At 60.9% G+C, this 23,402-nt stretch carries 30 protein-coding genes, 1 tRNA gene and 1 pseudogene; 29 read left to right on the forward strand and 3 right to left on the reverse strand.

All coding sequences use genetic code 11. The features are described 5' to 3' along the window. The first annotated feature begins 18 nt into the window (after positions 1-18). The 8 genes from ACX3P1_RS01230 (at position 19) to ACX3P1_RS01265 (ending at position 8,319) form a co-directional block, all read left to right on the forward strand. On the forward strand, positions 19-1,014 hold the full coding sequence (locus tag ACX3P1_RS01230; RefSeq protein ID WP_459077699.1) for an ABC transporter substrate-binding protein: 996 nt from the start codon (positions 19-21) through the stop codon (positions 1,012-1,014). Positions 1,015-1,023: 9 nt separating this feature from the next. Continuing rightward, the gene (locus tag ACX3P1_RS01235; RefSeq protein WP_459077700.1) at positions 1,024-1,851 is read left to right on the forward strand and encodes an ABC transporter permease; all 828 of its coding nucleotides are present in this window, start codon (positions 1,024-1,026) and stop codon (positions 1,849-1,851) included. After that, positions 1,852-2,655, forward strand: a complete 804-nt coding sequence (locus ACX3P1_RS01240; RefSeq protein ID WP_459077701.1) for an ABC transporter ATP-binding protein — start codon at positions 1,852-1,854, stop codon at positions 2,653-2,655. A 63-nt stretch (positions 2,656-2,718) separates the two neighbouring features. Beyond that, positions 2,719-3,474 carry an ABC transporter permease gene (locus tag ACX3P1_RS01245; RefSeq protein ID WP_459077702.1) on the forward strand — a complete coding sequence of 252 codons (756 nt, stop codon included), beginning with the start codon at positions 2,719-2,721 and terminating at the stop codon, positions 3,472-3,474. A gap of 2 nt (positions 3,475-3,476) precedes the next feature. Then, on the forward strand, positions 3,477-4,175 hold the full coding sequence (locus ACX3P1_RS01250; protein ID WP_459077917.1) for a fumarylacetoacetate hydrolase family protein: 699 nt from the start codon (positions 3,477-3,479) through the stop codon (positions 4,173-4,175). Positions 4,176-4,563: 388 nt separating this feature from the next. Beyond that, entirely contained in the window at positions 4,564-5,562 is a 999-nt protein-coding gene (locus ACX3P1_RS01255; protein WP_459077703.1) for an ABC transporter substrate-binding protein, read from the forward strand. A gap of 16 nt (positions 5,563-5,578) precedes the next feature. Then, on the forward strand, positions 5,579-7,261 hold the full coding sequence (locus tag ACX3P1_RS01260) for an ABC transporter permease (protein WP_459077704.1): 1,683 nt from the start codon (positions 5,579-5,581) through the stop codon (positions 7,259-7,261). Continuing rightward, positions 7,258-8,319, forward strand: coding sequence for an ABC transporter ATP-binding protein (locus ACX3P1_RS01265; RefSeq protein ID WP_459077705.1), 1,062 nt, complete (start codon positions 7,258-7,260; stop codon positions 8,317-8,319). Before ACX3P1_RS01260 ends, ACX3P1_RS01265 begins: the two co-directional genes overlap by 4 nt. A 24-nt stretch (positions 8,320-8,343) precedes the next feature. Here the strand turns inward: ACX3P1_RS01265 and ACX3P1_RS01270 are convergent, their stop codons facing one another. Continuing rightward, positions 8,344-9,279, reverse strand: coding sequence for a LysR substrate-binding domain-containing protein (locus tag ACX3P1_RS01270; RefSeq protein ID WP_459077706.1), 936 nt, complete (start codon positions 9,277-9,279; stop codon positions 8,344-8,346). A gap of 99 nt (positions 9,280-9,378) precedes the next feature. Between ACX3P1_RS01270 and ACX3P1_RS01275 the strand changes: the two genes are divergently transcribed. The 18 genes and pseudogenes from ACX3P1_RS01275 to ACX3P1_RS01360 all read left to right on the forward strand — a co-directional run bounded on the left by ACX3P1_RS01275 (position 9,379) and on the right by ACX3P1_RS01360 (position 20,878). After that, positions 9,379-10,245: an isocitrate lyase/PEP mutase family protein gene (locus tag ACX3P1_RS01275; RefSeq protein ID WP_459077707.1), complete on the forward strand. Its 867-nt coding sequence runs from the start codon at positions 9,379-9,381 to the stop codon at positions 10,243-10,245. Between the two features lie 8 nt (positions 10,246-10,253). Next, positions 10,254-11,165: a hypothetical protein gene (locus tag ACX3P1_RS01280; protein ID WP_459077708.1), complete on the forward strand. Its 912-nt coding sequence runs from the start codon at positions 10,254-10,256 to the stop codon at positions 11,163-11,165. Next, positions 11,162-11,980 (forward strand): MBL fold metallo-hydrolase, encoded by an 819-nt coding sequence (locus ACX3P1_RS01285; RefSeq protein ID WP_459077709.1) that lies wholly within the window; start codon positions 11,162-11,164, stop codon positions 11,978-11,980. Before ACX3P1_RS01280 ends, ACX3P1_RS01285 begins: the two co-directional genes overlap by 4 nt. Before the next feature lie 25 nt (positions 11,981-12,005). Beyond that, a complete protein-coding gene (locus ACX3P1_RS01290) occupies positions 12,006-12,995 on the forward strand; it encodes a Bug family tripartite tricarboxylate transporter substrate binding protein (RefSeq protein WP_459077710.1) in 990 nt (329 codons plus the stop codon). Between the two features lie 16 nt (positions 12,996-13,011). Next, positions 13,012-13,527 (forward strand): tripartite tricarboxylate transporter TctB family protein, encoded by a 516-nt coding sequence (locus tag ACX3P1_RS01295; protein ID WP_459077711.1) that lies wholly within the window; start codon positions 13,012-13,014, stop codon positions 13,525-13,527. Positions 13,528-13,533: 6 nt separating this feature from the next. Further along, entirely contained in the window at positions 13,534-15,033 is a 1,500-nt protein-coding gene (locus tag ACX3P1_RS01300; RefSeq protein WP_459077712.1) for a tripartite tricarboxylate transporter permease, read from the forward strand. A 21-nt stretch (positions 15,034-15,054) separates the two neighbouring features. Next, positions 15,055-15,450: a GlcG/HbpS family heme-binding protein gene (locus ACX3P1_RS01305; protein WP_459077713.1), complete on the forward strand. Its 396-nt coding sequence runs from the start codon at positions 15,055-15,057 to the stop codon at positions 15,448-15,450. Beyond that, positions 15,404-15,808: a type II toxin-antitoxin system VapC family toxin gene (locus tag ACX3P1_RS01310; protein WP_459077714.1), complete on the forward strand. Its 405-nt coding sequence runs from the start codon at positions 15,404-15,406 to the stop codon at positions 15,806-15,808. The genes ACX3P1_RS01305 and ACX3P1_RS01310 overlap by 47 nt, the downstream gene beginning before the upstream one ends. A gap of 28 nt (positions 15,809-15,836) precedes the next feature. Beyond that, complete coding sequence (locus tag ACX3P1_RS01315) at positions 15,837-16,145, forward strand: hypothetical protein (RefSeq protein ID WP_459077924.1); 309 nt, start codon at positions 15,837-15,839, stop codon at positions 16,143-16,145. After that, positions 16,117-16,236: pseudogene (locus tag ACX3P1_RS01320) on the forward strand (hypothetical protein); the annotation flags it as partial. The gene ACX3P1_RS01315 and the pseudogene ACX3P1_RS01320, both read left to right, overlap by 29 nt. A 37-nt stretch (positions 16,237-16,273) precedes the next feature. Then, positions 16,274-16,687, forward strand: coding sequence for a sugar phosphate isomerase/epimerase family protein (locus ACX3P1_RS01325; protein ID WP_459077715.1), 414 nt, complete (start codon positions 16,274-16,276; stop codon positions 16,685-16,687). Continuing rightward, positions 16,684-17,697 (forward strand): Gfo/Idh/MocA family protein, encoded by a 1,014-nt coding sequence (locus ACX3P1_RS01330; protein ID WP_459077716.1) that lies wholly within the window; start codon positions 16,684-16,686, stop codon positions 17,695-17,697. The genes ACX3P1_RS01325 and ACX3P1_RS01330 overlap by 4 nt, the downstream gene beginning before the upstream one ends. 36 nt (positions 17,698-17,733) lie before the next feature. Continuing rightward, entirely contained in the window at positions 17,734-18,867 is a 1,134-nt protein-coding gene (locus tag ACX3P1_RS01335; RefSeq protein ID WP_459077717.1) for a sugar ABC transporter substrate-binding protein, read from the forward strand. Continuing rightward, on the forward strand, positions 18,779-19,330 hold the full coding sequence (locus ACX3P1_RS01340) for an ABC transporter permease (protein ID WP_459077718.1): 552 nt from the start codon (positions 18,779-18,781) through the stop codon (positions 19,328-19,330). Before ACX3P1_RS01335 ends, ACX3P1_RS01340 begins: the two co-directional genes overlap by 89 nt. Then, positions 19,327-19,689 (forward strand): nuclear transport factor 2 family protein, encoded by a 363-nt coding sequence (locus ACX3P1_RS01345; protein ID WP_459077719.1) that lies wholly within the window; start codon positions 19,327-19,329, stop codon positions 19,687-19,689. Before ACX3P1_RS01340 ends, ACX3P1_RS01345 begins: the two co-directional genes overlap by 4 nt. 164 nt (positions 19,690-19,853) lie before the next feature. Then, positions 19,854-20,054: a recombinase family protein gene (locus tag ACX3P1_RS01350; RefSeq protein ID WP_459077720.1), complete on the forward strand. Its 201-nt coding sequence runs from the start codon at positions 19,854-19,856 to the stop codon at positions 20,052-20,054. A 224-nt stretch (positions 20,055-20,278) separates the two neighbouring features. Beyond that, on the forward strand, positions 20,279-20,410 hold the full coding sequence (locus ACX3P1_RS01355) for a hypothetical protein (RefSeq protein ID WP_459077721.1): 132 nt from the start codon (positions 20,279-20,281) through the stop codon (positions 20,408-20,410). Positions 20,411-20,428: 18 nt separating this feature from the next. Further along, positions 20,429-20,878 (forward strand): recombinase zinc ribbon domain-containing protein, encoded by a 450-nt coding sequence (locus tag ACX3P1_RS01360; protein ID WP_459077722.1) that lies wholly within the window; start codon positions 20,429-20,431, stop codon positions 20,876-20,878. Between the two features lie 177 nt (positions 20,879-21,055). Here ACX3P1_RS01360 and ACX3P1_RS01365 read toward each other — a convergent pair. Then, positions 21,056-21,156: transfer RNA gene (locus tag ACX3P1_RS01365), tRNA-OTHER, on the reverse strand. Positions 21,157-21,262: 106 nt separating this feature from the next. On the opposite strand from ACX3P1_RS01365, the gene ACX3P1_RS01370 reads away from it, so the two are divergent. Both ACX3P1_RS01370 and ACX3P1_RS01375 read left to right on the forward strand, forming a co-directional pair. Then, positions 21,263-21,952: an integrase arm-type DNA-binding domain-containing protein gene (locus tag ACX3P1_RS01370; RefSeq protein ID WP_459077723.1), complete on the forward strand. Its 690-nt coding sequence runs from the start codon at positions 21,263-21,265 to the stop codon at positions 21,950-21,952. Next, positions 21,952-22,533 carry a site-specific integrase gene (locus tag ACX3P1_RS01375; protein WP_459077724.1) on the forward strand — a complete coding sequence of 194 codons (582 nt, stop codon included), beginning with the start codon at positions 21,952-21,954 and terminating at the stop codon, positions 22,531-22,533. Before ACX3P1_RS01370 ends, ACX3P1_RS01375 begins: the two co-directional genes overlap by 1 nt. Here ACX3P1_RS01375 and ACX3P1_RS01380 read toward each other — a convergent pair. Beyond that, positions 22,530-23,012, reverse strand: coding sequence for an Arc family DNA-binding protein (locus ACX3P1_RS01380; protein WP_459077725.1), 483 nt, complete (start codon positions 23,010-23,012; stop codon positions 22,530-22,532). The two genes, ACX3P1_RS01375 and ACX3P1_RS01380, sit on opposite strands and share 4 nt — an antisense overlap. A 133-nt stretch (positions 23,013-23,145) precedes the next feature. Here ACX3P1_RS01380 and ACX3P1_RS01385 point away from each other — a divergent pair, with 133 nt between their 5' ends. Then, the gene (locus ACX3P1_RS01385; RefSeq protein WP_459077726.1) at positions 23,146-23,382 is read left to right on the forward strand and encodes a hypothetical protein; all 237 of its coding nucleotides are present in this window, start codon (positions 23,146-23,148) and stop codon (positions 23,380-23,382) included. Positions 23,383-23,402: the final 20 nt, after the last annotated feature.

Raw genomic sequence — 23,402 nt, forward strand, 5'->3', positions numbered from 1 at the left:
AATGGGAGGAGTAGATAAATGACTGGCCTATCCAGACGCACTATTCTTGTAACCACCTTTGCAATGGCGCTCGGCAGCGCGATGCCCATGGCTACCGCCAATGCCGGCGACATGCGGATCGCCTTCGGGGACCTGCCGGGCATCGAGTCCATCCAGACACTTGCCGCCATTGAGCGGACCAAGGAACGCGGCGTCAATGTCGATCTGATCATCCTCAATGACGAAGATCTGGCTTCCCAGGCGATCGTCGGTGGCCAGGCTGATGTCGGCATCGGCGCGCCCTACACGCTGATCCAGAAAGTCGGCGTACCGATCCGCCTGTTCGACCAGATTTCGACGCAGCGCTTCTTTCCCGTAGTCAACAGCGAGGCTTACAAAAACTGGAAGGATCTTGATGGGCAGGAGGTTGCCGTTCAGGCGCGAGGTTCCGGTACGGAGGCCGTCATGCTGCTGATGGCCAAGAAAAACGGTATCACACTCGGCAAGATCAGCTATGTGCCGGGCTCCGAAGTTCGCCGGAACGCACTTCTGCAGGGCACGCTGAAAGCCTCCATCGTCGATGCCGCCAATCGGCGCGCGCTCGAGGAAGAAGCCCCTGGCAAATTTACCGTCCTGCCGGTCGAAGATGTCAGCGCCACCGATGAGGCTCTGTTCGCGACCGAGGATTATCTCCAGAAAAATGCCGCCGATGTCGATATTCTGGTCGAAGAACTGATGAAGACGGCGCGCGAAATCGTCGCGAACCCGCAGTCTGCGGTCGAAATGCGCAACAAGTACAAGCTCCTTCCGGATCTCGGCGCGGATGCCGACGCAGAGATTTCCGCCTACTACAAGGAAACCGCCGAAGCGGGCAGCCTGGCGCAGAATGGCGGTGGCGAAGACGCGGCCAAGGACGATTTCGCCTTCTTTAGCGCCGCCGGCCAGATCGAAGGCGATCCGGCTACCCTCAAGGTCACGGATTTCTGGGATATGGCTCCCAGCGAGCGTGCTGTTGCCAAGCTCGGCAAGAAATAGGCCGGCCTGATGGTCACTGGGTTCAGGACAGAGAGCGGGGCCGTCGGCCTCGCTCCCGTTGCCCGCGCGAAAGGCCGGCGCCGGTGGCGCGACCGGCCAATCCTGCTGCGGCTTGTCTCGATGGTTCTTTTCGCCTGCATATGGGAGATCGCCGGGCGCATTCCGGTGAGCTTTGCGTTCCCCGCCTTTTCCGACACTTTTGTGGCGTTCGTCAGGCTGATGGCCGATGGCAGCATGCCTACCGCCTATGCCTCCACGCTTCAGCCGCTGCTGCTCGGGGTGGTGTTGTCGACTTTTCTAGGCGTGGGCCTTGGTACGCTATGCGGCCTGTGGCGCACCGGCGAATGGTTGATGATCCCGATCTTCATCGTATTCCAGGCCGCTCCTGTCGCCGCCTTCATTCCCATGGTCACCTTTGTCTACGGTATCGGCATGACGGCCAAGACGCTTGCCGTGATGATCCTGGCGCTTCCGGTCATCGTGCTGAACACCTACAAGGCCGTGCGCAACGCCAATGAATCGCTCGTCGTCATGGGCCGGTCGTTCCTCGGCACACGGTGGCAGGTGGTGACCAAGATCATCCTGCCGGACGCCAGCCCGGTGATTTTCGCGGGCCTTCGCCTCGGCGTGGCTGCGGGCTTCGTCGGTGTCGTGTTGGCCGAGTTGCTGATTACGCCGACCGGTATCGGCGATCTCATCACTTTCCACCGCTCGCGCGCCGATTATGCCGAGATGTATGCAACCATCGCCTCGATCATCGCCCTTTCGACCCTGACACTGGTTTTCCTGCAGTGGATCGAAACAAGCGTTTTCAGGCCCGAAGACAGGGGAGCCTGAATGAACGCCGTCGCTTTACAAAAAGAACCGATACCCGTGTCTGGACCGAGCGATTCGATCGTGGAGGTGCGGGGTATCTCCAAGGTCTATGGAGACGTCGAGGCGTTGCGCAGCGTCGATCTCGACTTTCCACGCGGCAAGCTGACGAGCCTGCTTGGGCCGAGCGGCTGCGGCAAGACCACGCTTCTGAAGATTATCGCCGGCCTGGTCGGAGCCGATGCCGGAACCGTCCATGTCAATGGCAAGGTTGTCAGCGCACCGGGACCCGAACGCGCCTTCGTGTTCCAGGATTTCGCGCTGATGCCGTGGGCAACCGTGATGCGCAACGTGGCTTTCGGGCTTGAATTGCGCGGCGTCTCGAAGGCGCAGCGTGAAGACAAGGCGCGTCACTACATTGCCGAGGTTGGCCTTTCGGGCTTCGAAAACAAATATCCGCACGAACTTTCCGGCGGCATGCGCCAGCGTGTCGGGCTGGCGCGCGCTTTGGCGGTCGACGCCGATGTCCTCTTGCTCGACGAACCATTCTCCGCCGTCGATGAGCAGAACCGGCGCAAGTTTCAGGAAGATCTGGTCCGGCTCCGCAACAATGAAAACAAGACCTTCATCTTCGTTACCCATTCGATCGAGGAGGCCGTTTATATCTCCGATCGCATCGTGTTGTTGTCGCCGAGACCCGGCCGGGTTTCCCGCATCATAGAGCCTCAGATCGATCGGTCCGGCGATCCCGAGCGAATTCATCGGGACGACCATTATCTCGACACGGTGGAAGAGATTTGGCAGGGGCTGAAGCAGTATGTGGAGTGATCGCGTGATGACCGCCGCGAAGGCCAGCCTGCCCGCACCCACTTGGAAGTGCGGGGTCGGGGTATGAAACTGTTCGGCCACCGCGTGCCCATGATGGCCTCGCTTCTCGTCTGGTGCGTGGCGTGGGAGATCGTTGGCCGGCTCGACCTGGTTTTCCTGCTGCCGCCGTTCAGCCACGTGCTTGCCGCCGCCGTCGATCTCGTCCAGACGCAATCCTGGCAAAGCGCGACCGTAACCACTTTGCGCGCCTTCGTCATAGGCATGGCGCTGTCGATCGTGGTCGGCATTCCGCTCGGCATCCTCATGGGGCGGGTCAAGCTCGCCGACGAACTGCTCGGCATGTGGGTCAACATCTTCTCCAGTGCGCCGCTTTCCGCGCTGGTCCCGGTGCTGATGATCCTGTTCGGCTTCGGCGAAAAGACGATCGTGGCGGCGGTGTTCCTGTTCGCTATCTGGATCATCGTCCTCGATACCCGTGCCGGGGTTCGCCACATCTCGCCGTCCCTGGTCGAAATGGCGCGTTCCTACGGTGCTTCGCGCAGCGCACTCTATGGCAAGATCATTCTCTGGGCGGCCCTTCCCGAAATTCTCGCCGGGATCCGGCTCGGCCTCATCCGCGGCGTCAAGGGTGTCGTCATCGGCCAGTTGCTCGTTGCCATCGTCGGCTATGGCGCGCTGTTCGAAACCTTCTCGCGGAATTTCCGCATGGCCGAATTCTGGGCCCTGACCATCATCCTTTTCGCGTTCGCCCTGGTGGTGGCCGAACTGATCGAAAAGGTTGAAGCCAAAGTCGAATTTTATGCAGGAGCAAGACAATGAACATGCACGGCGCAGCCGCAAACTATGTCATCGAGCCGACCGTCATTCCGGCTATTCCCGTGGCCGGCACGGGTGACGTTTTCCCGGTGCACCGGGTCTATTGTGTCGGCCGGAACTATGCCGCGCATGCCGTCGAGATGGGGCACGACCCGGACAAGGATCCGCCTTTCTTCTTCCAGAAGAACCCGGACAATCTCGATACCAGCGGAGACTTCCCCTATCCGCCGGCATCCGATGATGTTCACCACGAAATCGAGATGGTTGTGGCGTTGAAAAACGGCGGAAAGGATATCCCGCTCGAAAAGGCGCTCGACTGCATCTACGGCTATGGCGTTGCCCTCGACATGACCCGGCGCGACCTGCAGGCCAAGGCGAAGGAGATGGGCCGACCGTGGGAGGTAGGCAAGGCGTTCGAGGCTTCCGCGCCGTGCACGCCGCTCACGCCCGCAAGCGTCGTCGGTCACCCGACCCAGGGCGCCATCTGGCTCGATGTCAATGGCGAGCGCAGGCAGACCGGTGACCTCAACCAGATGATCTGGAAAGTACCGGAAATGATTTCCTATCTGTCGGGCCTGTTCACGCTGATGCCCGGCGACATCATCCTGTCTGGAACGCCTTCCGGGGTTGGCGCGGTCAAGCGCGGTGATCGCCTTCAGGGCCATATCGATGGTATCGGCGACCTCGACGTCCGCGTCGTCTAGGTCAGGACCTGTCGATTTGAGGGAAATGGATTGAGGCCATCTGTTCGGGTGCGCGGAGCGAAAGCGACGGAAATGCGGTTCATTTTCAAGCTTTTCGCGACGAACCAACCGGGCAAGTGGTCCATATCCGCCCGAACACCCGTTGGGGGACGTCCGAAGCGGCTGCGGTATGCGATGCGAGGCCCAATAAGGATTGCAGTCTGGCAGCGTTGACCTTTGCCGGCTTCTGCCGATAGTTTGCCAGCTTAGAGCATCGGACCGAAAAGTGGCTACCGGCTTTCGGAAAACCCGATGCTCAAACAAAAAAGACAGAGCGGCAACCCGGATTATCCGAGCGTCCGCCGCTTGAGTGCTTCGACCGCGCACAAAATCATTCAAAGGGAGGCAGATGATGACCTTTTCGCTACGGACTCTTGCGGCTGCCGCGCTGGCGTCGATGCTCGCCATGAGCAGCGCACATGCGCTGACCGTCTATTCCAGCGTCGACGAGGAGAACGCCCACAAGCTGCTCGATGCCTTCACCAAGGCGACCGGCGTCAATGTCCAGATGGTGTTCCTGTCTTCCGGCCCGGCGCTGTCGCGCATCGAGGCCGAAAAGGCCCGGCCACAGGCGGACGTCTGGTTTGGCGCGCCCAGCGAAAACCACATCCTGGCCAAGGAACGCGGCCTGACCGAGCCTTATGTGTCGAAAAACGCGGACGCTCTTTCCGACCAGTTCAAGGACAAGGAGGGCTATTGGCACGCAATCTACACCAATCCTCTGGCCATCGGCGTGCGCACCGATATCCTCAAGAGCCGCAACGCGCCGGTCCCGACCTCGTGGGAGGATCTGAAGAACCCCGCCTATAAGGGCCTCATCCAGATGCCGTCGCCGCAATCCTCCGGCACCGCCTATTCGGTCATCCTGACGCTCATCCAGGAGCGCGGCGAGGATGGCGCCTTCGAATATCTCAAGACGATCAATCCGAACATCCAGACCTACACGCAGAGCGGCACGGCGCCGAGCGGCGCGCTGGGTGTCGGCGAGACGCCGATTGCCATCCAGTTCACGCCGGGCTTCCTGAAGCTTGCCGACGAGGGCTATCCGGTGGAAGTCGTGTTCCCGAGCGAGGGCGTCGGCTATGAGGTTGCCTCCATGTCGATCCTCAAGGGGGCCAAGGACTTGGACGATGCCAAGAAGCTGGTTGACTGGATGACGTCCAAGGACGGGCAGGGCGCGCTGAGCGCGACCAAGACCTATTTCCTGCCTATCCGCACCGATGTCAGCGGCGGCACCGGCGTTCCCGCGCTTGACAAGATCAAGCTCGTCGCCGTCGATCCGGCCTTCGCCGCCGAGAACAAGCAGCGACTGGTCGATCGCTGGACCAAGGACGTGCTCGGCCAGTAGCATCCGGCAGATAGGAATGGCATCGATCCGGAACGCCCGGTCCGAACTTCGACAGTTCGCGCGCGATCCGGTCCTGCTCGTCCTGTTGGCGGTGATCGCCGTGGCGATTGCCGTCTTCGTGGTCTATCCGCTGGTCAAGGTGCTGCTCGCCAGCTTCCAGCCCGGCGGCGTGTGGACGCTCGACGGCTATCGTGAGCTTGCCGAGCGCCGGCTCTACCGCAATGCCCTCGTCAACAGCCTCAGCGTCGCAGCGCTCGTCGGCGTGCTGAGCGTGACGATCGGCTATCTCGCCGCCTTCGTGCTGACCCGCCTGCCGGTTCCCGGCAAGACGCTGCTGCACTATGTGACGATCCTGCCGATCGTGTCGCCGCCCTTCGTCAGCGCGGTGTCGATCCTGTTCCTGTTCGGCTTCAACGGGCTGATCACCCGCCAGTTGCTCGGGCTGGATGATTTCTCGATCTACGGTTTTCGCGGCGTGGTCTTGTCGCAGGTATTCACCTTCGCGCCCATCGCCTATCTGTCCTTGCGCGGCGTGCTGGCCTCGCTCAGTCCGACGCTGGAGGACGCGGCGCTGAACATCGGCGCGACGAAATGGCAGACCTTCTGGAAGGTGAGCTTTCCGCTGTCGCTGCCGGGCATCGCCAGCGCCTTCCTGATCGTGTTCATCGAATCCATGGCCGATTTCGGCAACCCGCTGGTGCTGGCGGGCGCCTCCTTCCCGATGCTCGCGCCGCAGGCCTATCTGGAGATCACCGGCTCCTTCAATCTGTCGCGCGGGGCGACACTCGCCATCGTCCTGCTTATCCCCTCGATCACCGCCTTCGCCATCCAGCGCTATTATCTGGCCAAGCGGCAATACATCACCGTCACCGGCAAGCCGACCGCCTCCACCTCCAAGATCGTCAGCCCACCGGTCAAATGGCTGCTCTACGGGTTGGTGGTGTTTTTCTCGCTGATGGTGGCGGCCTTTTATGCGGTGATCCTGCTGGGCGCGTTCACCAAGGTCTGGGGGTTCAACTATGCCCCGACCATTGCCCACTTCGTCTATGTGTTCGATGTCGGTCTCGATTCGGTCAAGGACACGCTGGTCGTTGCCATCGTCTCGACGCCGGTGAGCGGGCTTTTGGGCATGCTGATCGCCTTCCTCGTGGTGCGCCGTAGCTTTCCCGGCCGCACGGCACTGGAATTCGGCTCGATCCTGTCTTTCGCCGTGCCGGGCACGGTGGTCGGCATCGGCTATATCCTAGCCTTCAACGCGCCGCCGCTGATCCTGACCGGCACGCTCGCCATCCTCGTTTTGTGCTTCGTGTTCCGCTACATGCCGGTCGGCATCCAGTCGGGCATCGCGGTGCTCAGGCAGATCGACCCTTCCATCGAGGAAGCGGCACAGAACCTCGGCGCGGACGGGATCACGACCTTCCGCAAGGTGACGCTGCCACTGATTGCGCCGGCGTTCTTCTCCGGCCTCGTCTATGCCTTCGTGCGCGCCATGACGGCGATCAGCGCGGCGATCTTCCTCGTTTCGGCCAACTGGAACCTGATGACGGTCCAGATCCTCAATCAGGTCGGCTCCGGCAGGCTCGGCGTCGCGGCGGCCTTCAGCGTGGTGGTGATCGTCATCGTGCTTATCGCCATCGTCATCATCAGCCTGGCCATAAGCCGCTGGAGCCGGCACACCTCGATGGTGAGATATCAATGACGGACTCGATCAGAATAGTCGGCCTGAACAAGGTCTTCACCAGCCCCGACGGCGGCACGGTCGCCGCCGTCAAGGACGTGAACCTGGAAATCGGTGCGGGAAAACTCGTCACGCTGCTTGGGCCCTCCGGTTGCGGCAAGACCACGCTTTTACGCATGATCGCCGGCTTCGAGGAGCCGACCTCGGGCGACATCCTGTTCGGCGACAAGCGCATGAATGAGGAACCGCCCAACAAGCGCGACACCGCCATGGTGTTTCAGTCCTATGCGATCTTCCCGCATCTCGACGTGTTCGAGAACGTCGCTTTCGGCTTGAGGCTGCGCAAGTTGCCGAAGGCCGAAATCGAGGAGCGGGTCGCGCGCGTGCTCGACCAGACCGGCCTTGCCGGCTATGCGCGGCGCTCCCCCAACCAGCTTTCGGGCGGCCAGCAGCAGCGCGTGGCGCTGGCCCGCTGCATCGTCATGGAGCCGCGGGTGCTACTGTTCGACGAGCCGCTTTCCAACCTCGACGCCAAGCTGCGCGAGCAGATGCGCGTGGAGATCCGCGAATTGCAGCAACGGGTCGGCATCACCAGCATCTATGTCACGCACGACCAGGTCGAGGCGATGAGCATTTCCGACGAGATCGTCGTGATGAATGCCGGCGTGGTCGAACAGCTTGGCACGCCGCACGCAATCTACGCGCGGCCGGTCAGCCGCTTTGTCGCCAATTTCATCGGCAAGGCGAATTTCGTGCAGGCAAGGAGTGTCGGCACGAACGAGGTCGAGATCGCGGGAAAGCGAATAGGCATTGCAGACAAGCCTGATCTTGCAGCCGGCACGAACGTCACGCTTGTCGTCCGGCCGGAGGCGGTGCGCCTTTCAAAGGGTGAGGGCGATTTCAAGGGCACGGTCCGGCGCATGATGTTCCTCGGCAACATTGCCGAGTATCTTGTCGAGGTCGAAGGCCTTGGCGAATGGCTGGTCGACAGCCCCAATCCCGCCGAAGTGGGCCTATTCGAGGTCGGAGAGACAGTCGGCCTCACGCCGTCGCCCGCATCGATCCACGTGCTGCCGTAGATACCAGCGTAGGCATGACGGAGATCAATCGGCAATTTTAGCGACAAGCGCCGGGGGGAAATCGGACGACCGGCGGGTTACGTCTTCCCGGAGCCATGTGGTGAATCGACCGATGTTCGGATCGGTCTCCCGGTCCTTGCGGTAGTGAAGACAGAACGGAACCCCCACATCCGCAGGTTCGCCGCAAAGCTGCTTCAGGCGGCCGGAGGCAATGTCCTTGTCGATGAACCCCAGCCGGCCAAGCGCGATACCGACACCTTCAATGGCTGCGGCGTGTACCAGATCCGAACTGCTCAGCGTCGTGACGTTTGGAAGGGGCAACTGGCTGGACCCGTTCGCGGCGAGCCACAGTCTCCACTCGTCGTCATGCATGCTGCCCCGGAGGAGGAGGTGGCCTGAATAATCCGCGATCGTGGTGATTGGGCCATGCTGGCGGAGATAGTCGGGGCTGGACACCGGAACCGCGACACGGCGAAGCAGCGGTTCGCGGTGCAGATCCGGGTTCATGTCGAACCCCACCCGGATCGCCACGTCACAATCCGGCGGCACGGAGGCGAGCGGCGAGGCTGTCGTCAGAACCAGCGTCAAGTTCGGATGCCTCTCCTTGAAAAGGTGAAGACGTGGCAAAAGCCAAAGCCGCATGAAGAACCGCGATCCCCAGACATGAATCTGCGATCCCTGGCTTTGATTGTGGTTGCGGCTGTCGAGGAGAGCCTGGTCGATCTGGTGCAGCGGGCTCTGCACGCGCTCAAAGAGGGCCTCGCCCGCGGGGGTCAGCGATACGGGATATCGTGAGCGCTGGAACAGGGATTGACCCAGTTCAAGTTCAAGCTTGCGAATTTGCTGGCTCACCGCGCCAGGGGTCACATGCAATTCCGCTGCAGCACCCTGGAAACTGAGCAGCCGTGCGGTTCTCTCAAAAGTCCGGATCCAGTTTAGTGGCATATGATCGAATGCCATGGGTTTAGTCTTTCTAAAGTGAACCTAGCTTTTCTCCTTTGACCCCCCTGCGGCATGGTGTCAACAAACATCAAGGACGATGCGATTGTAGGGGAAGGCATGGCTCGCGACGAAACCGCCCTGGACAGAATTCTGGCGGGAAGCACCTGCACGATGCCGGCATCGGTCTTCGATCCGTTGACGGCACGGATGGCTGTCGAACTGGGCTATCGTTGCGCGGTTTTGCCGGGGTCTTCGGTGTCGCTGCATCATCTGGGCCTGCCCGATATCACGCTTGTCTCGCAGGATGTGGTGGTCGATCTGTGCCGCAGGATCGCGCGCGGATTGCCGATCCCGCTGATCGTCGATGGGGATCATGGTTTTGGCAATGCGATTAATGCCAGGCGCTTTGCCGAGGATCTGGCCGCTTCGGGTGCCGCCGCGGTCACGATCGAGGACACCTATCTGCCGCGTCGCCTGTCGCCTCAGGCCGAAGCGGGCATCTCACAAGAGGAAGCCTGCGCAAAGATCCGTGCGGCGGTGGACGGGGCGAGCGGCAGCAGCCTTCGGGTCATCGCCCGGACCAGTACGGCGGTCTGTCCCGATAAATCCGCGCTGGTCGACCGGCTGCGCGCGTTCGAGCAAACGGGGGCGGCGGCACTGTTCGTTTCCGGCGTGAAGGACTGGGGGACGCTGGAGGCCGTGGTCGCGGCGACCACCTTGCCGCTCGTGCTGGGCGCCCGCTCACCAGAGCTGGAGGACCAGGCGCGGCTTGGGGAGATGCGGGTGCGCATAGCCTTGGCATGCCATTCAGTCAGCCTTTCCGCCTATCGCGGCGCCTGGGATCAGTTGTCGATGAATGCGGCGCAGCGACCGGCAGAGGATTTTTCCGCGCTGGTCGATCGGCTGAGCGGCGGCCCGGATTTTCGCGCGCAGGCGCAGGCTTACTGTGCCGACCCGTTCGCACAGCAAGCGGCGAAGAAATGATGGGACATATGTTTTTGAACGCGAAGAGCGATCCGCTGAACCCTTCTCAAGACAGCGCGGTCACGGATGTCATCGAACTCGTCCCGGACAGGCTTTATTCTATCGCGAGCACGATCCGGCTGGATGGCCGTGTAAGTTCTTATCCGGCCAATGCGACAGGCTACACCAAGGGGCATTGCTACCTGCTGAAGGAAGGCAAGGATGCCCTGCTCCTGGACACCGGATATACAGCGCATCGCGATGCGATCATCGCCAGGCTGCGCGAGCTTCTGGCGGACGGCGACGAACTGTCGATCTACCCGCTGCGGCTGAATGAATACATGTCGGTTTGCAATGTCGAGGTGATCGCACAAACCTTCCGTGCCAAGCAGTGTTATTCCGGCAATCCGGCCGCCGCCCTCTGGGTCGCGTTCTCGCGGTACGTGGAGCGTCCTGCGGACTACTCCCTCAAGACCACCCTTGTCGCCAGGCGGCAGGACATTGATCTGGGTTCGACAGGCAATCGCAAACTGCATGCGTTCCAGGCTCCCATACGGCTGATCGGAACACGTTGGGTCGTGGATCCGAACACAGGTACGCTGTTCAGTTCCGACAGTTTCACCCACGAATGGAGCCAGGCACAAGAAGGGCCATGGCTGATCGATAATGCCGATGATGTTGCGGACATACAGCATATCCGCAGTTTTCTTTTGAACACGCGCTACTGGTGGCTGGAGGGTGGAAAGACGCAGGAGCTTTGCGACAAGATCGATGCCATCCGGCATCAATATTCCATTGAACGCATCGCCCCGGGCTACGGCAAGATTTCGGAAGGCCGCGACGCCGTGAACCGCCAGTTCGACCGGCTTATCGAAGCACTTCACAGCCTGGACCGCTCGGTCACCCCATGCGCCTATGTCGACAGGGACCTCATCCGATGACCGCTTCCCAGCAAGGCAAAGGCACGCCCCGTGAACTTGCTCCCGGCGTCCATTGGCTGGGCGATTGTTTGGAGCAGCATGCCAACGGCAAAATCTACCATACCTATAATGCCGCCTATCTGGTGATCGGCACGGAGGCATCCCTGCTCGTCGAGACCGGCCATCCCAAGGATTATCCTTTGCTGGCGGGGCAGCTTCAAACCCTGCTCAAGGGGCAGCCGCCGCTGCGCTATCTGTTCGTGACGCATCAGGAAACGCCACATTCGGGAGGGCTGGGTCGCATCCTGGAGGATTACGACGATGTGATGCTGTGCGGCGACATGTCGGATTACCACCTGGCCTTCCCACAATTCGCCCACCGCATGACATCCATGGGGCTTGGTGACACCATCGATCTCGGCGGGCGCCACTTTCACCTGGTCGAGCCGGTGATCCGCGATCTGCGCACGACCTGGTGGGGCTTTGACGACAAGGCAAAAGTCCTGTTTCCGGGAGATGGCTTTGCTTACAGCCATTACCACGAAGACGGACATTGCGGGCTGTTTGCGGAGGAGGCCATATCGCTGGACATACCGGAAGTATCGGCCGTTTTCGCCGACCGGGCTTTGTTCTGGACGAAATTCACCGACATGAACCACTACGCCAATCGCCTGGAATATCTTGTGAGAAAGCTGGACGCGCGCTTCATTGCGCCCGCGCACGGGCTGCCGATCACGGATCCGGCGACGACTTTTCCGAAAATCAAGGCGGGGCTGCTTTATGGAAGTTCAGTTCCAGAAAGCGGAACAGAAACCGGCCCGATGAATACTACGTGAACTAAAGCAACAGGGAGGAACGCATATGAATATTTCGAAAATGTCTCGCCGGTCACTTATGATCGCCGGTGCCGTTGGTGCCACCATGCTGATGGGAGCACCTCTTCACGCGGAAACTTATCCGTCCAAGCCTATCACCTTCATCGTCCCAGGTTCGCCCGGGGGCGGCATGGACGTCGTCACGCGCGTCGTCGCCGAGTACATGAGCAAAGAGCTTGGCCAGCCCATCGTGGTCGAGAACAAGCCAGGTGCTGCCGGAAGCATCGGGGCCGAATATGTCGCCCATTCACAACCGGATGGCTACACGATCTTCATGGGGCAGACGTCGCATTTTGCGATCAATCCCGGTCTGTATTCTTCCCTGCCATATGATCCGATCGAGAGCTTCATTCCGATCTCTCTTCTTGCGGACGCTCCCAATGTCGTGGTGGTGCCGAAAGATTCGCCGCTCAAGAATATGACGGATCTGATCGAGGCCGCACGCAATGCGGACGGCGCCCTGAGCCTTGCCGTGGCAAGCAACGGAACCGTCTCTCATCTGACGGGCGAACTTCTTGAGACGACGGCTGGCGTGACGTTCAATCAAATTCCCTACAAGGGCGCGGCACCCGCCATCGTCGATGTGGTTGGCGGACGCATCGACTTCATGCTGTCATCCATTCCGACGGCACTCGGTCAGATCCGGGCGGGCGGACTGCGGCCGATTGCGGTTTCCGCAGACAAGCGCAGCCCGACGCTGCCTGATATTCCGACAATCGCGGAGCAGGGTTATCCGGGCTTCAATGCCGGAACCTGGTATGGATTGTTCGCACCAGCTGGAACAGACTCGGCAATCATCGACAGGCTGTTCGAGGCTGCTCAGAAGGCCATCACGGACGATGCAGTCCGCGCAAAACTCCAAAACGAAGGAGGCGACACACTGATCGCCACCCGTGACGAGCTCCGCGCAAAGATCAAGGCCGATCTCGAAAAGTGGGGTGAGGTCATCAAGATCTCGGGCGCCACGGTCAACTGATCAAGAGCAGGGCCGGATGGGGCAAGCGATCTCATCCGGCCTTTTCCATTCAAGAAAATATGGGGGCGATGTCTTGAACCAAAGTGCTCTTGGTCTCGGTCTGATCTATCTGACGCTGGGTGCGTTGGGTCTGTTCATCGGCCTGAATTATCCGCTGGGCAGCATCTCGCGCATGGGGCCGGGATTCCTGCCGATCGTGATCTCTTCTCTTCTGCTCGTTTTTGCGGCCATCAGTATTGGTCGGGCCATTGCCGCCGGCCGGCCGAAATTTTCCTCCATTCGTTTAATATCCAAGGGTGCTCTGCCGATCATGATCGTGGTCGTGTCGGTCGTGACATTTGCAATTGTCTGCGATCGGATAGGCCTGTTCCCATCGACGCTGCTGCTCATTCTGATGGCTGCCACCGCGAGTCCCGAATTCAGGTTGAAGCCAATTCCGATTGCCGGCGCCATCGTCCTGACGGGAGGATTTTCTTATATATTCGTGAGATTTCTGGGGTTGCCGATCCCTTATATAAATCTGCCTGGGTAATTAATTATGTCCTATCTTGATAATCTTTCCCTCGGCTTCTCGACAGCGCTCAGCCTTGGTAATGTAACCTATTGCTTTATTGGCGTCTTCCTTGGAACCGCTGTCGGCGTCCTGCCCGGCCTCGGTCCGGTCGCCACCATCGCCATGCTGCTGCCGATTACCTACGGTCTCGATCCCACCACCGCGCTCATCATGCTTGCCGGCATCTATTACGGTGCTCAGTATGGCGGCTCGACGACCGCGATCCTGATCAATCTTCCCGGTGAATCCTCGGCTGTTGTGGCGACACTCGACGGTCATCAGATGGCGCGCAATGGGCGTGCCGGCGTGGCGCTGGCCACCGCTGCGATCGGGTCCTTCGTTGCAGGCACAATTGCCACGGGCGTGATCGTGGTCTTCGCGCCAATCCTTGCCGGCCTCGCGATCCAGTTCGGGGCGGCGGAGTATTTCGCTCTCATGGTGTTGGGGCTGATTGCATCCGTTGTTCTGGCCAGCGGCTCGCTGTTTCATGCACTCGCGATGATCCTGATAGGCATTCTTCTGGGCTTTGTCGGCATTGACGTGAATTCCGGGCTGGCGCGCTACAGTTTCGGCAGCATGCAGTTGTCCGATGGCATCGACTTCGTGGTGATCGCGATGGGCGTGTTCGGGCTTGGCGAGATCATGGCCAACATTCATGAGCAGTCGAAGCGCATCACCACGCAAAAGGTTACGTCCCTTTGGCCGACACGCGCTGATTATTCACGGATGTGGAAGCCGATTCTGCGCGGGACCGCCATTGGTTCGGTGCTGGGCGTGCTGCCCGGCGGGGGCGCGCTCATGTCGGCCTTTGCCGCTTACGCCATCGAGAAAAGATGCTCGCCCAACAGTGCGGAATTTGGCCATGGCGCCATCGAGGGGATCGCGGCGCCGGAATCCGCCAACAATGCCGGTGCGCAGACATCCTTCATCCCCATGCTGACGCTTGGCATTCCCTCCAATGCGGTCATGGCGATGATGGTTGGCGCGCTGATCCTGCAAGGCATACAGCCCGGACCGTCCGTGATCACGGAGAACCCGACCTTGTTCTGGGGGCTCATTGTCTCGATGTGGATCGGCAACCTGATGCTGGTGGTCCTGAACCTGCCGCTGGTAGGCATGTGGGCCAAGCTGGCCAGCATTCCCTATCACTTTCTGTTCCCGGCGATTCTGATGTTCTGCTGCGTTGGCGTCTATAGTCTGGAGAACAACAATTTCGGCATCTTCCTGATGGCTGGCTTTGGTCTTTTTGGCTATGCGCTCAAGCGTCTTGGCGCGGAACCGGCACCATTGCTGCTGGCCTTCATTCTTGGGCCGATGCTGGAAGAGTATTTCCGGCGCGCGCTGCTCATATCACGCGGTGACTTGAGCGTTTTCGTCACCAGCCCGATCAGTGCCGCCATGCTGGCTGTTGCAGCAATCCTGATCCTGATCGTTGCCCTGCCAAGCGTTACCCGGAAACGCGAAATCGTCTTCAAGGAAGACTAATTCGTCACTAGGAGATAATCGATGAAGCTCGCCTATGCCCAAGCGTTGTGTACTACCATGATCGAGCAGGCGCGGTCCGGCGGGTTCAAGCCGGTTGCAGCGGCCGTACTCGATGCGAGAGGCTCGGTTCGTGCCGTTCTGGTCGATGACGGTTGCAGCATTCGGCGGGCCGAAATCGCCATCGCCAAGGCCAATGCCGCACTTGCGATGGGAGAAACCACCCGGGAACTGGCAGCAAAACCGCCACACTTCCTCGCAGGTATCGCGCATATAGTCGGGGGAATGGTTCCAACGGCTGGAGGTGTGTTCGTGCGGGATGCGTCTGGCGCTGTCATCGGCGCTGTCGGCGTGTCGGGCGAGTCTTCAGATAATGACGAGCGTATCGCGCTGGCAGCGATCGAAGCTGCTTCTGCCTGACCAACGTTGGGCGGATTGGTCGATCGCGCAGCTTGAGGCGGCCAGCCTTGATGGGCCGCTGGTTATCAACGATGTCGTCTATGCAGAACTCGCTGTCCGCTACGACAGGGTCGAAGATCTTGACAGGTTTCTCGACGAGGCCGGGTTGGAGATGGTGCCGATGCCCCGGGCAGTCCTGTTTCTAGCCGGAAAGGTGCTCACAAAATATCGCCATGCCGGCGGATCGCGTACTAGCGTGTTACCGGACTTTTTCATTGGCGCCCATGCGGCGGTCAGCCAACTTCCTGTGTTGACCCGGGATGTTGGTCGCTACCGCACGTATTTTCCATCTCTACGATTGATAGCACCGGCTTTCTAGCGAATACCCAGACGCTTCTGAGCGCCGCATGCGCAGCGTGCTGTTCGCCCTCAGTGGCGCGGACGCCGTCGAAGGCGCGATGCACCTGGCCATGCGGGCCAATGGCGGCAGCGAATTCGTTTCGCTCTACAGCGCCTTCCACGGCGCCACCTTCGCCACGCTGGCGTACCTATCCGCACATGCTGGAAGGCGCGAAGGAAGGCCTCGACCGCTACATGACGCGGCAGATCCGCGTTCCGAACTACAATTGCTATCGCTGCCCGCTGCAGATGACGCCGAACAATTGCGACCTGGCCTGCGCCAGGATGATGGATCTCGCGATCACGCATCAGCCTGACGCCAGGGTCGCTGGCGTCATCATCGAGTTGTTCCAGTCGAATGGCGGTATGATCCCGATGCCTGACGGCTACATCGAGGCGGTGCGCGAGATCTGCACGCGCCACGGTGTTGCGCTGATCGTCGACGATGTTCAGACCGCGATGTCGCGTCACGCTGCCGCTGCTCGAGCGGTTCGGCAACCATCCCGCTTTCGGCATCAACCTGGACCCCAGTCATCTCGTCCTGCATCGCAACGATGTCGGCTGGCTGATCCGCGAATGGGGACCCTTGATCCGCCACGTCCACATCAAGGACGTGATCGGGGTCCCCGGCAATGACGGCGACCAGTTCATGTTCCCGCTGATCGGCGAGGGTCGCGTGGATTGGACAGAGTTCTTCGCCGCTTTGGCGGCCATTCAGTATCGAGGTTACATGTCGGTCGAGTTCGAATCCTATAAATACAAGACCATCCTCAAGGGTGACCCGGCTGCTGCGTCGGCCGTCTCGATGGTCCAGTTGCGCGCGCTGGATGATCTCATGCCCGTGGAGTTGTCGCAATGAGCGCGCCGGTCAGGGTGGGTGTGATCGGTCTCGGCGAAGTCGGCCAGCATCATGTCAAAGGGCTGCTCAACGGGACCAACGCCGTGCTCGCGGCGGTTGCCGACATCAGCGAAACCCTTCGCGGCAAGACGGCCGAGGCGACGGGCGCACGCGCCTACGCATCCGATGTCGAGCTGCTCGAAGATGCGTCGATCGATGCCGTCGTGATCTGCGTGCCGCACAAGTTCCATGCCGACATCGCCATACGCGCGCTGGCGAAGGGCAAGCACGTGCTGGTCGAGAAACCGATGGCTGTTTCGGTTGCCGAATGCGACGCGATGATCGCCGCTGCGAAGACCGCCGACAAGCTGCTCGGCGTGAGCCACAACCAGTTGTTCTACCCGGCGCATGAATGGCTTCGGACCCAGATTTCCAGCAAGGCCATCGAGCGTCCCAGCTCGGTGCGGCTGCGGCTCGCCATCGGCGGCAAGCTGGGTGGATGGCGGGCCGATCCGGACCTGACCGGCGGCGGCCTCCTGTTCGATGCGGGTTTCCACCGCTTCTATGTCGCCCGTTCGCTGATGGGCGAGGTCGAGTCGGTAACGGCTACGCTCGACACCACGGACCCGCGCGGTATCGGCGAGGACAGGGCGGCCGTGACGCTGGCGTTCCGCGATGGCGGCCAGGCTATCATCGAAGCCGGATATCATGCGCCCAAGGGCGTCTTCGACGATCAGATCGAAGTCGTGAGTCCGAGCGCGATGATCCGGGTCCCGGGCATCGAGGCGCATTTCGAGAAATTCACTTCCGAGCCGGACGTTCTTGTCTGGAAGGGCGGCAAGTGGAGCGCCGTGGAGGTCGAGAGCATCGATTGGTCGGCCACTGTTGGCCGTTCCGTACAGAACTTTGTCGCCGCAATTCGTGGCGACGAGGCGCTGCGCGTCGATGGTGAAGACGGGCGCCGCGTGGTCGCGTTGCTCGAAGCAACCTACCGGTCCGCGATCGAAGGAAAGCGGATCGTTCTTGCCTGACAGGAATGTTCACAAAACAATGGGGGACTGCAAATCATGAAACTGTTCAAAATCCTTTCGCTCGCCGCGGCCGGCGTGCTCTTGAGCCTGACGGCGCAAGCCCAGGACAAGCCGAAGCTCGGAATGCCGATGCCGACGCTCAACGACGCATTCTGGGTTGATTACGTCAACTTCGCCAAGACCGCCGCCGAGGCTTACGGGTACGAGTTGGTGGTGACCGATGCGCAGCAACGCGAAGACAAGCAACTCGGCGACATCGAGACGCTGATCAACGCCGGCGTGAAGGGTATCATCCTGACGCCGCTCAGCGAGTCGCTCGGCATGCAGGCCCTGGAACTCACGAACAAGGCCAATGTGTCGGTCGTGGTGACCGACACTTTCCCGGGCGTGGAAGTCGGCTCGACACCGAACTACCTCGCCTTCATCAAGCTTGACGACGAGGCTGCGGGCTACAACGTCGCCAAACACCTCATCGAGAAGGATGGCGTCAAGAAGATCGTCGGCATCGGCGGTGTCCCCGGCATCTCCACCTCCGAAGCCCGCAATGACGGCCTGAAGAAAGCGGTTGCCGAGCATCCCGACGTGGAACTGCTCGACGTCCAGTATACCGACTGGACCCTGGCGAAAGGCCAGACTGTCATGGAAGACTTCCTGACCCGCTTCGAGCAGATCGATGGCGTGTGGGGCGCCGGCTCCGACCCGCTGCTGGGCGCCATCGTTTCCATCGAGAACGCGGGGCGTTCCGGCATGAAGCTCGCGGGCATCGACATCACGGTAGCCGCGCTCGACATGCTTGCCGAGGACAAGCTCAGCATGCTGGCAGGGGGCCACTGGGTCATGGGCGGCTACGGCATCACGATCCTTCACGACCATATCAACGGCCACAAGACGGACCAGCCGGTCTACGAGATGAGCCTCTACTACCCGACCAAGGACCAGATCGGCAATTATCGCTCCGAGATCGTGGAGCCGCTGGCTGCCGGCAAGTCCCTGATCGACTGGAATGCCATCAGCAAGACCAGCAATCCGTGTCTATACCAAGTTGAAGGTACCCTCCTTCATCGTCACGCTTGGCCTGCTCGTGGCGGGACACGGCATGATGCTGCATATCATCGAAGGCCGGCCAATCATGATCCGGGATGCCGGCCTAAGGGCCATCGGATCCGGTAGCGTCGCCGGTATTCCAACCATCGTTCTCATTGCCTCAATTGCGTGCGCCATAGCTTACATAATCCAGAAATACACCAGCCTGGGCCGTGGCATCATGGCGGTGGGTGGCGGCGAGACCGTGGCTTTACGCTCCGGCATACGGGTCGACCGCGTCAAGATCCTGGCCTTCATCCTCGCCGGTATCTATGCCGTCGTCGCCGGCGTCGTCCTGGCCGCACGCATGGGAGCGGGCAGCCCGACGGCCGGAACGGGTCTCGAACTCGACGTCATCGCAACCGTCGTGATCGGCGGCACCCCCCTGACGGGCGGCACGGTCATCGGCGCGCTGATCATTGCCATCCTGAGCAACGGCCTGAACCTGGCCGGTGTCTCGTCCTACACGCAGCTCATCATCAAGGGCCTCGTTCTGGTCGTCGCGATCATCATTTCCATCGATCGCAAGAAGATAGGTATCATCAAATGAAGCACGAGCAGGCGATCGGTGCGGTCCAGGCCTACATAGTCGGGGTTGCCCGGCAGGACGCGGAAGCGTTGAGGAAGCTCTTCGCGCCGACAGCCCATATCGTCGGGATGGACGAGGCGACCTACAGCGCGGTCCCGCGCGACCGATGGATCGACTTCGTCACCGCACCCGAGCGCAAGGGCGCCGGTCTCGAAGCCTTCGAAATCCAGGGTATGACCCTGCACGGCAGCGCCGGCGCGGTCGTCGTAAAGACCCGCTTCGGCGCCTTCGACTACACCGACATCCTTTCCTTGCTGCTCGTCGACGGCTCGGTCCGCGTCGTAGCAAAGACATACTACCAAAATCCCCAACCCCTCTGATCCAACAGGCCGGATGACAGGCCATGAGGCGCGGCGGTGCTTGGCTGAGCGCCGCCTGCGTCTATGCGCCGGCTCTGGGGGGGGGGGGGACTCCATGCCAAACGGATATCCGTCGTGGACGAAACCTATTGCGCCTCGCGGGGATACCAGCTGTCGAAACCTTCGTGGAAGCCGGCGCTTCTGCCACGAATGACCGCCGGCCCGAATTCCAGCGCATGATCGAAGCGGGCACGACCAAGCCTGCGCCGTTCGATGTCGTGGTGGTTCACAGCTTCTCGCGCTTCTTCCGCGATCACTTCGAACTGGAGTTCTACGTCCGCAAGCTGGCGAAGAACGGCCCACTGCACGCCGCCACGTGCGGCTGATCTATCGGCTGTTCCTCGAAGGAGACGGCAACTCCGGCCGTTGGACGTCAAGGCCATCACCTGCCATCTCAACGAACGCCGCATCTTTACCCGCGACGGCGGGGCGCTGGGTGGCTCGCGCAAATCCACACGATCCTGACCCGCAAGACCTACATCGGCGAGCACAGGTTCAACACACGCTGGCATAAGAACCGCGAGAAAAGCCCGAGCGCGCGGTCGCAGTCATGGCCGTTCCGCCCCTGATCGACCGTGAGACCTTCGATACGGTCCAGGCGAAGCTGAAATCCCGTAACCCGATGCTGGTGCCAGCCCGCATCACCAGCGGGCCGACGCTCCTGACCGGCCTCTGCTTTTGAGCCAAGTGCGGAGGGGCGATGACGCTTCGCTCCGGCAGGGGCAGCGCGGGCGGTACATATTGCTATTACACCTGCTCGACCAAGGCGCGGCAGGGCAGAACCGGCTGTGAGGGCCGCTCGATCCCGATGGACAAGCTCGACGAACTGGTCGCGGACCACCTGGGAGAACGCCTGCTTCAACCGAGGCGACTGGAAACCATTCTCATCAGTCTGCTCGGCCGTCGCGAGGAGCGCACCGAGCGCCGTCGTGAGCATCTCGCCGAACTCAACAGGCGAGTCACCGAGACCGACCAGCGGCTCAACCGGCTCTACGACGCGATCGAGGCCGGTCTCGCCGATCTGAACGATTCAGTGCTGAAAGAGCGCATGGCCGGCCTCAAGGCGATTCGGGATCAGGCCAAGCCGACGCCGAGCGTACCCAGGCTACGTTCGACAGCGCCGGCAATCAGGCGATCACAGTGGACATGATCGACACCTTCGCCAGGGCGGCTATCGGCGGGATCACCTGCGCGCGTTGGCGCAGCGCGTCGAGGTCGCGGATAGCGAGGTTCGCATCATGGGATCGAAATCAGAACTGCTGCGAACGCTCGTGGCCGCTTCCAGCGGAAATCGGCGGCATTCGGCGTTCATAGTTCTGTACTGAAGTGGCGCACCCGACAGGATTCGAACCTGTGACCTCTGCCTTCGGAGGGCCAGTTGACGGCGCTTTCTGACGATGGCCACTCTTTTCTCACACTATCCAACACTTTGTGCTGCAAGGCTTTCCGCCTTCCTTGGCCATTCTTTAGTTTTCGCGAGGCTTCCAAAGTTTCCACTTTCGTGGTGAGTATGTTGTGAGTAGGGAGACTTGGAATGCCGAAGCTCACGAAGACCTTGGTGGACCGGAGCGAGCCGCGCGATCGGCAATACACTGTCTGGTGTTCCGAGCAGAGAGGCTTCGGAGTCTCCGTCAATCCGGGCGGTTCCAAAACCTACATCGTTGACTATCGCACCGCCGAAGGCCCGCGACGGCGCATGACGATTGGCCGGCATGGCGACATCACGACGGAAGAAGCCCGCAGGCTTGCCGTCGAGACGCTCGGGCCGGTCGTGCTGCAAAAGCAAGACCCCCTTCTGGAACGAAAAACCCGCCGAAGCTCGCTGACGGTTAGTGACCTTTGCGATGACTATTTCAAGGCTGCGGAAGCCGGGCTGGTACTGGGCAAGGGGCGGAAGCCGAAGAAGGCAACCACGCTCTACATTGATCGCGGCCGCGTCGAGCGGCATGTGAAGCCGTTGCTTGGCAATAAGCTAGTGATCGACCTAGCCCGATCAGACGTGACGAAATTTATTCGCGACGTGACAGCCGGCAGGACTGCGAAAGTGGAGAAGACAGGACGGCTACGCGGTAAGTCCGTGGTGGCAGGTGGAGCGGGCACCGCAGCCCGCACGGCAGGCCTCCTAGGCGGTATTCTGTCGTTCGCGGTGTCTGAGGCATCATCTCTGCAAACCCCGTCCACGGCGTCCCTAGGCCCGCTGACGGCATGCGAGAAAGGCGCCTGATGGCCGACGAATACAGATCGCTCGGAAAGGCCCTTGCCGAAGCCGACGAGGAGCCGTGGCAGGTTAAGGCTGCGGTCCGCCTCCTCGCCTATACCGGCTGCCGGCGCGGAGAGATCGCCGCCCTGAAATGGTCGGAAGTGGACATCGCAGGGAACGCTCTTCGCCTCGGCGATAGCAAGACCGGTGCGTCCACCCGGCCGCTGACCCGCGAAGCGATTGACGTGTTGGATAGCCTGCCGAGGGAGAAGGGCGTCGAATATGTCCTGCCCGGCGCGAGGGATACAGCGCGGCCTTTCGGAGCCCTACAGGCGGGCATCGAGCGGATCATGAAGCGCGCAGGCCTGGATGGAGTCACAGCGCACACGTTGCGCCACAGCTTCGCATCGGTGGCGGCCGACCTCGACTATTCGGACAGCACCATCGGCGCGATGCTAGGCCACAAGGGCAGCACGATCACCAGCAAGTATGTCCACCGGCTCGATAGCGTGCTGGTCGCTGCTGCGAACAAGGTATGCGGAGAAGCCTTCCGCCAGATGACAGGCAGGACAGCGGACGTTCTGGAGATGCCGCGTAGGGCTTAATCATCCTCGGGCGGCGTCCGATCATATGGTCCGAATGGATCGTCAGGATGAGTCGGGCCTTGCGGTCCAGGTGTCCCATAGAGACTATCGTCGAAGGGATTTTCGTGAAGGTCGCGCATCTCATCCATCTCGTCATCGAGAAACTGCTGATAGCGTTCGTTGACCGCATCACGGAAGCCTGATGGCGCGGCTAGTTGCTTTTTGGATAGCTGGTCCAACGTAGCGTCGATTCCGCCGATCAGATCGTCGATGGCTGCGCTCGAATCATCTCCCTTTAGCAGTGCAACCTTTTTGACCAGTTCATCGATTTTCTGATCGAAGGTCTGCGGTGCCGGAAAAAACTGCTCCAAGCACCAGACAATCGCCTCGTTCATGGACATGTCGGCACGATCAGCCTTGGCCTTGATGCGCTCGCGCATGCCATCGGGCAGGCGCACAAGAAACTGATCCTGCTTACTTACGAGCGTTTTCTTGGCCACGATAAACCTCCCAGCATGCGACAATCCCCAATACTATCATGCGTGCGATAGAAAGCGCTTGACTTAACCACCGCTGTCCTCAATATGCCACTACTCGCATGAGTGATAGTACCAAATATGAAGGTGGTTAATCATGACTGAAACTGATCGTCCTCGCCTGCGCCGTAAGGAGGTGCCCGCCTACATGAAAGACAAGTACGGCATCCCGATTGCCGTCGCCACGCTCAACAAGCTCGCCTCGATCGGCGGCGGGCCGCTGATGACCTACGCGGGGCGTATCCCGCTCTATCACCTCGATGATCTTGATGCTTGGGCGCTGGAGCGCCTCGGGAAGCCGGTTCGCTCTACCGCGGATCGGAGGGCGGCTTGATGCCTTCGACCTCCCAGAAA

The organism is Mesorhizobium sp. A623, from assembly GCF_054489405.1.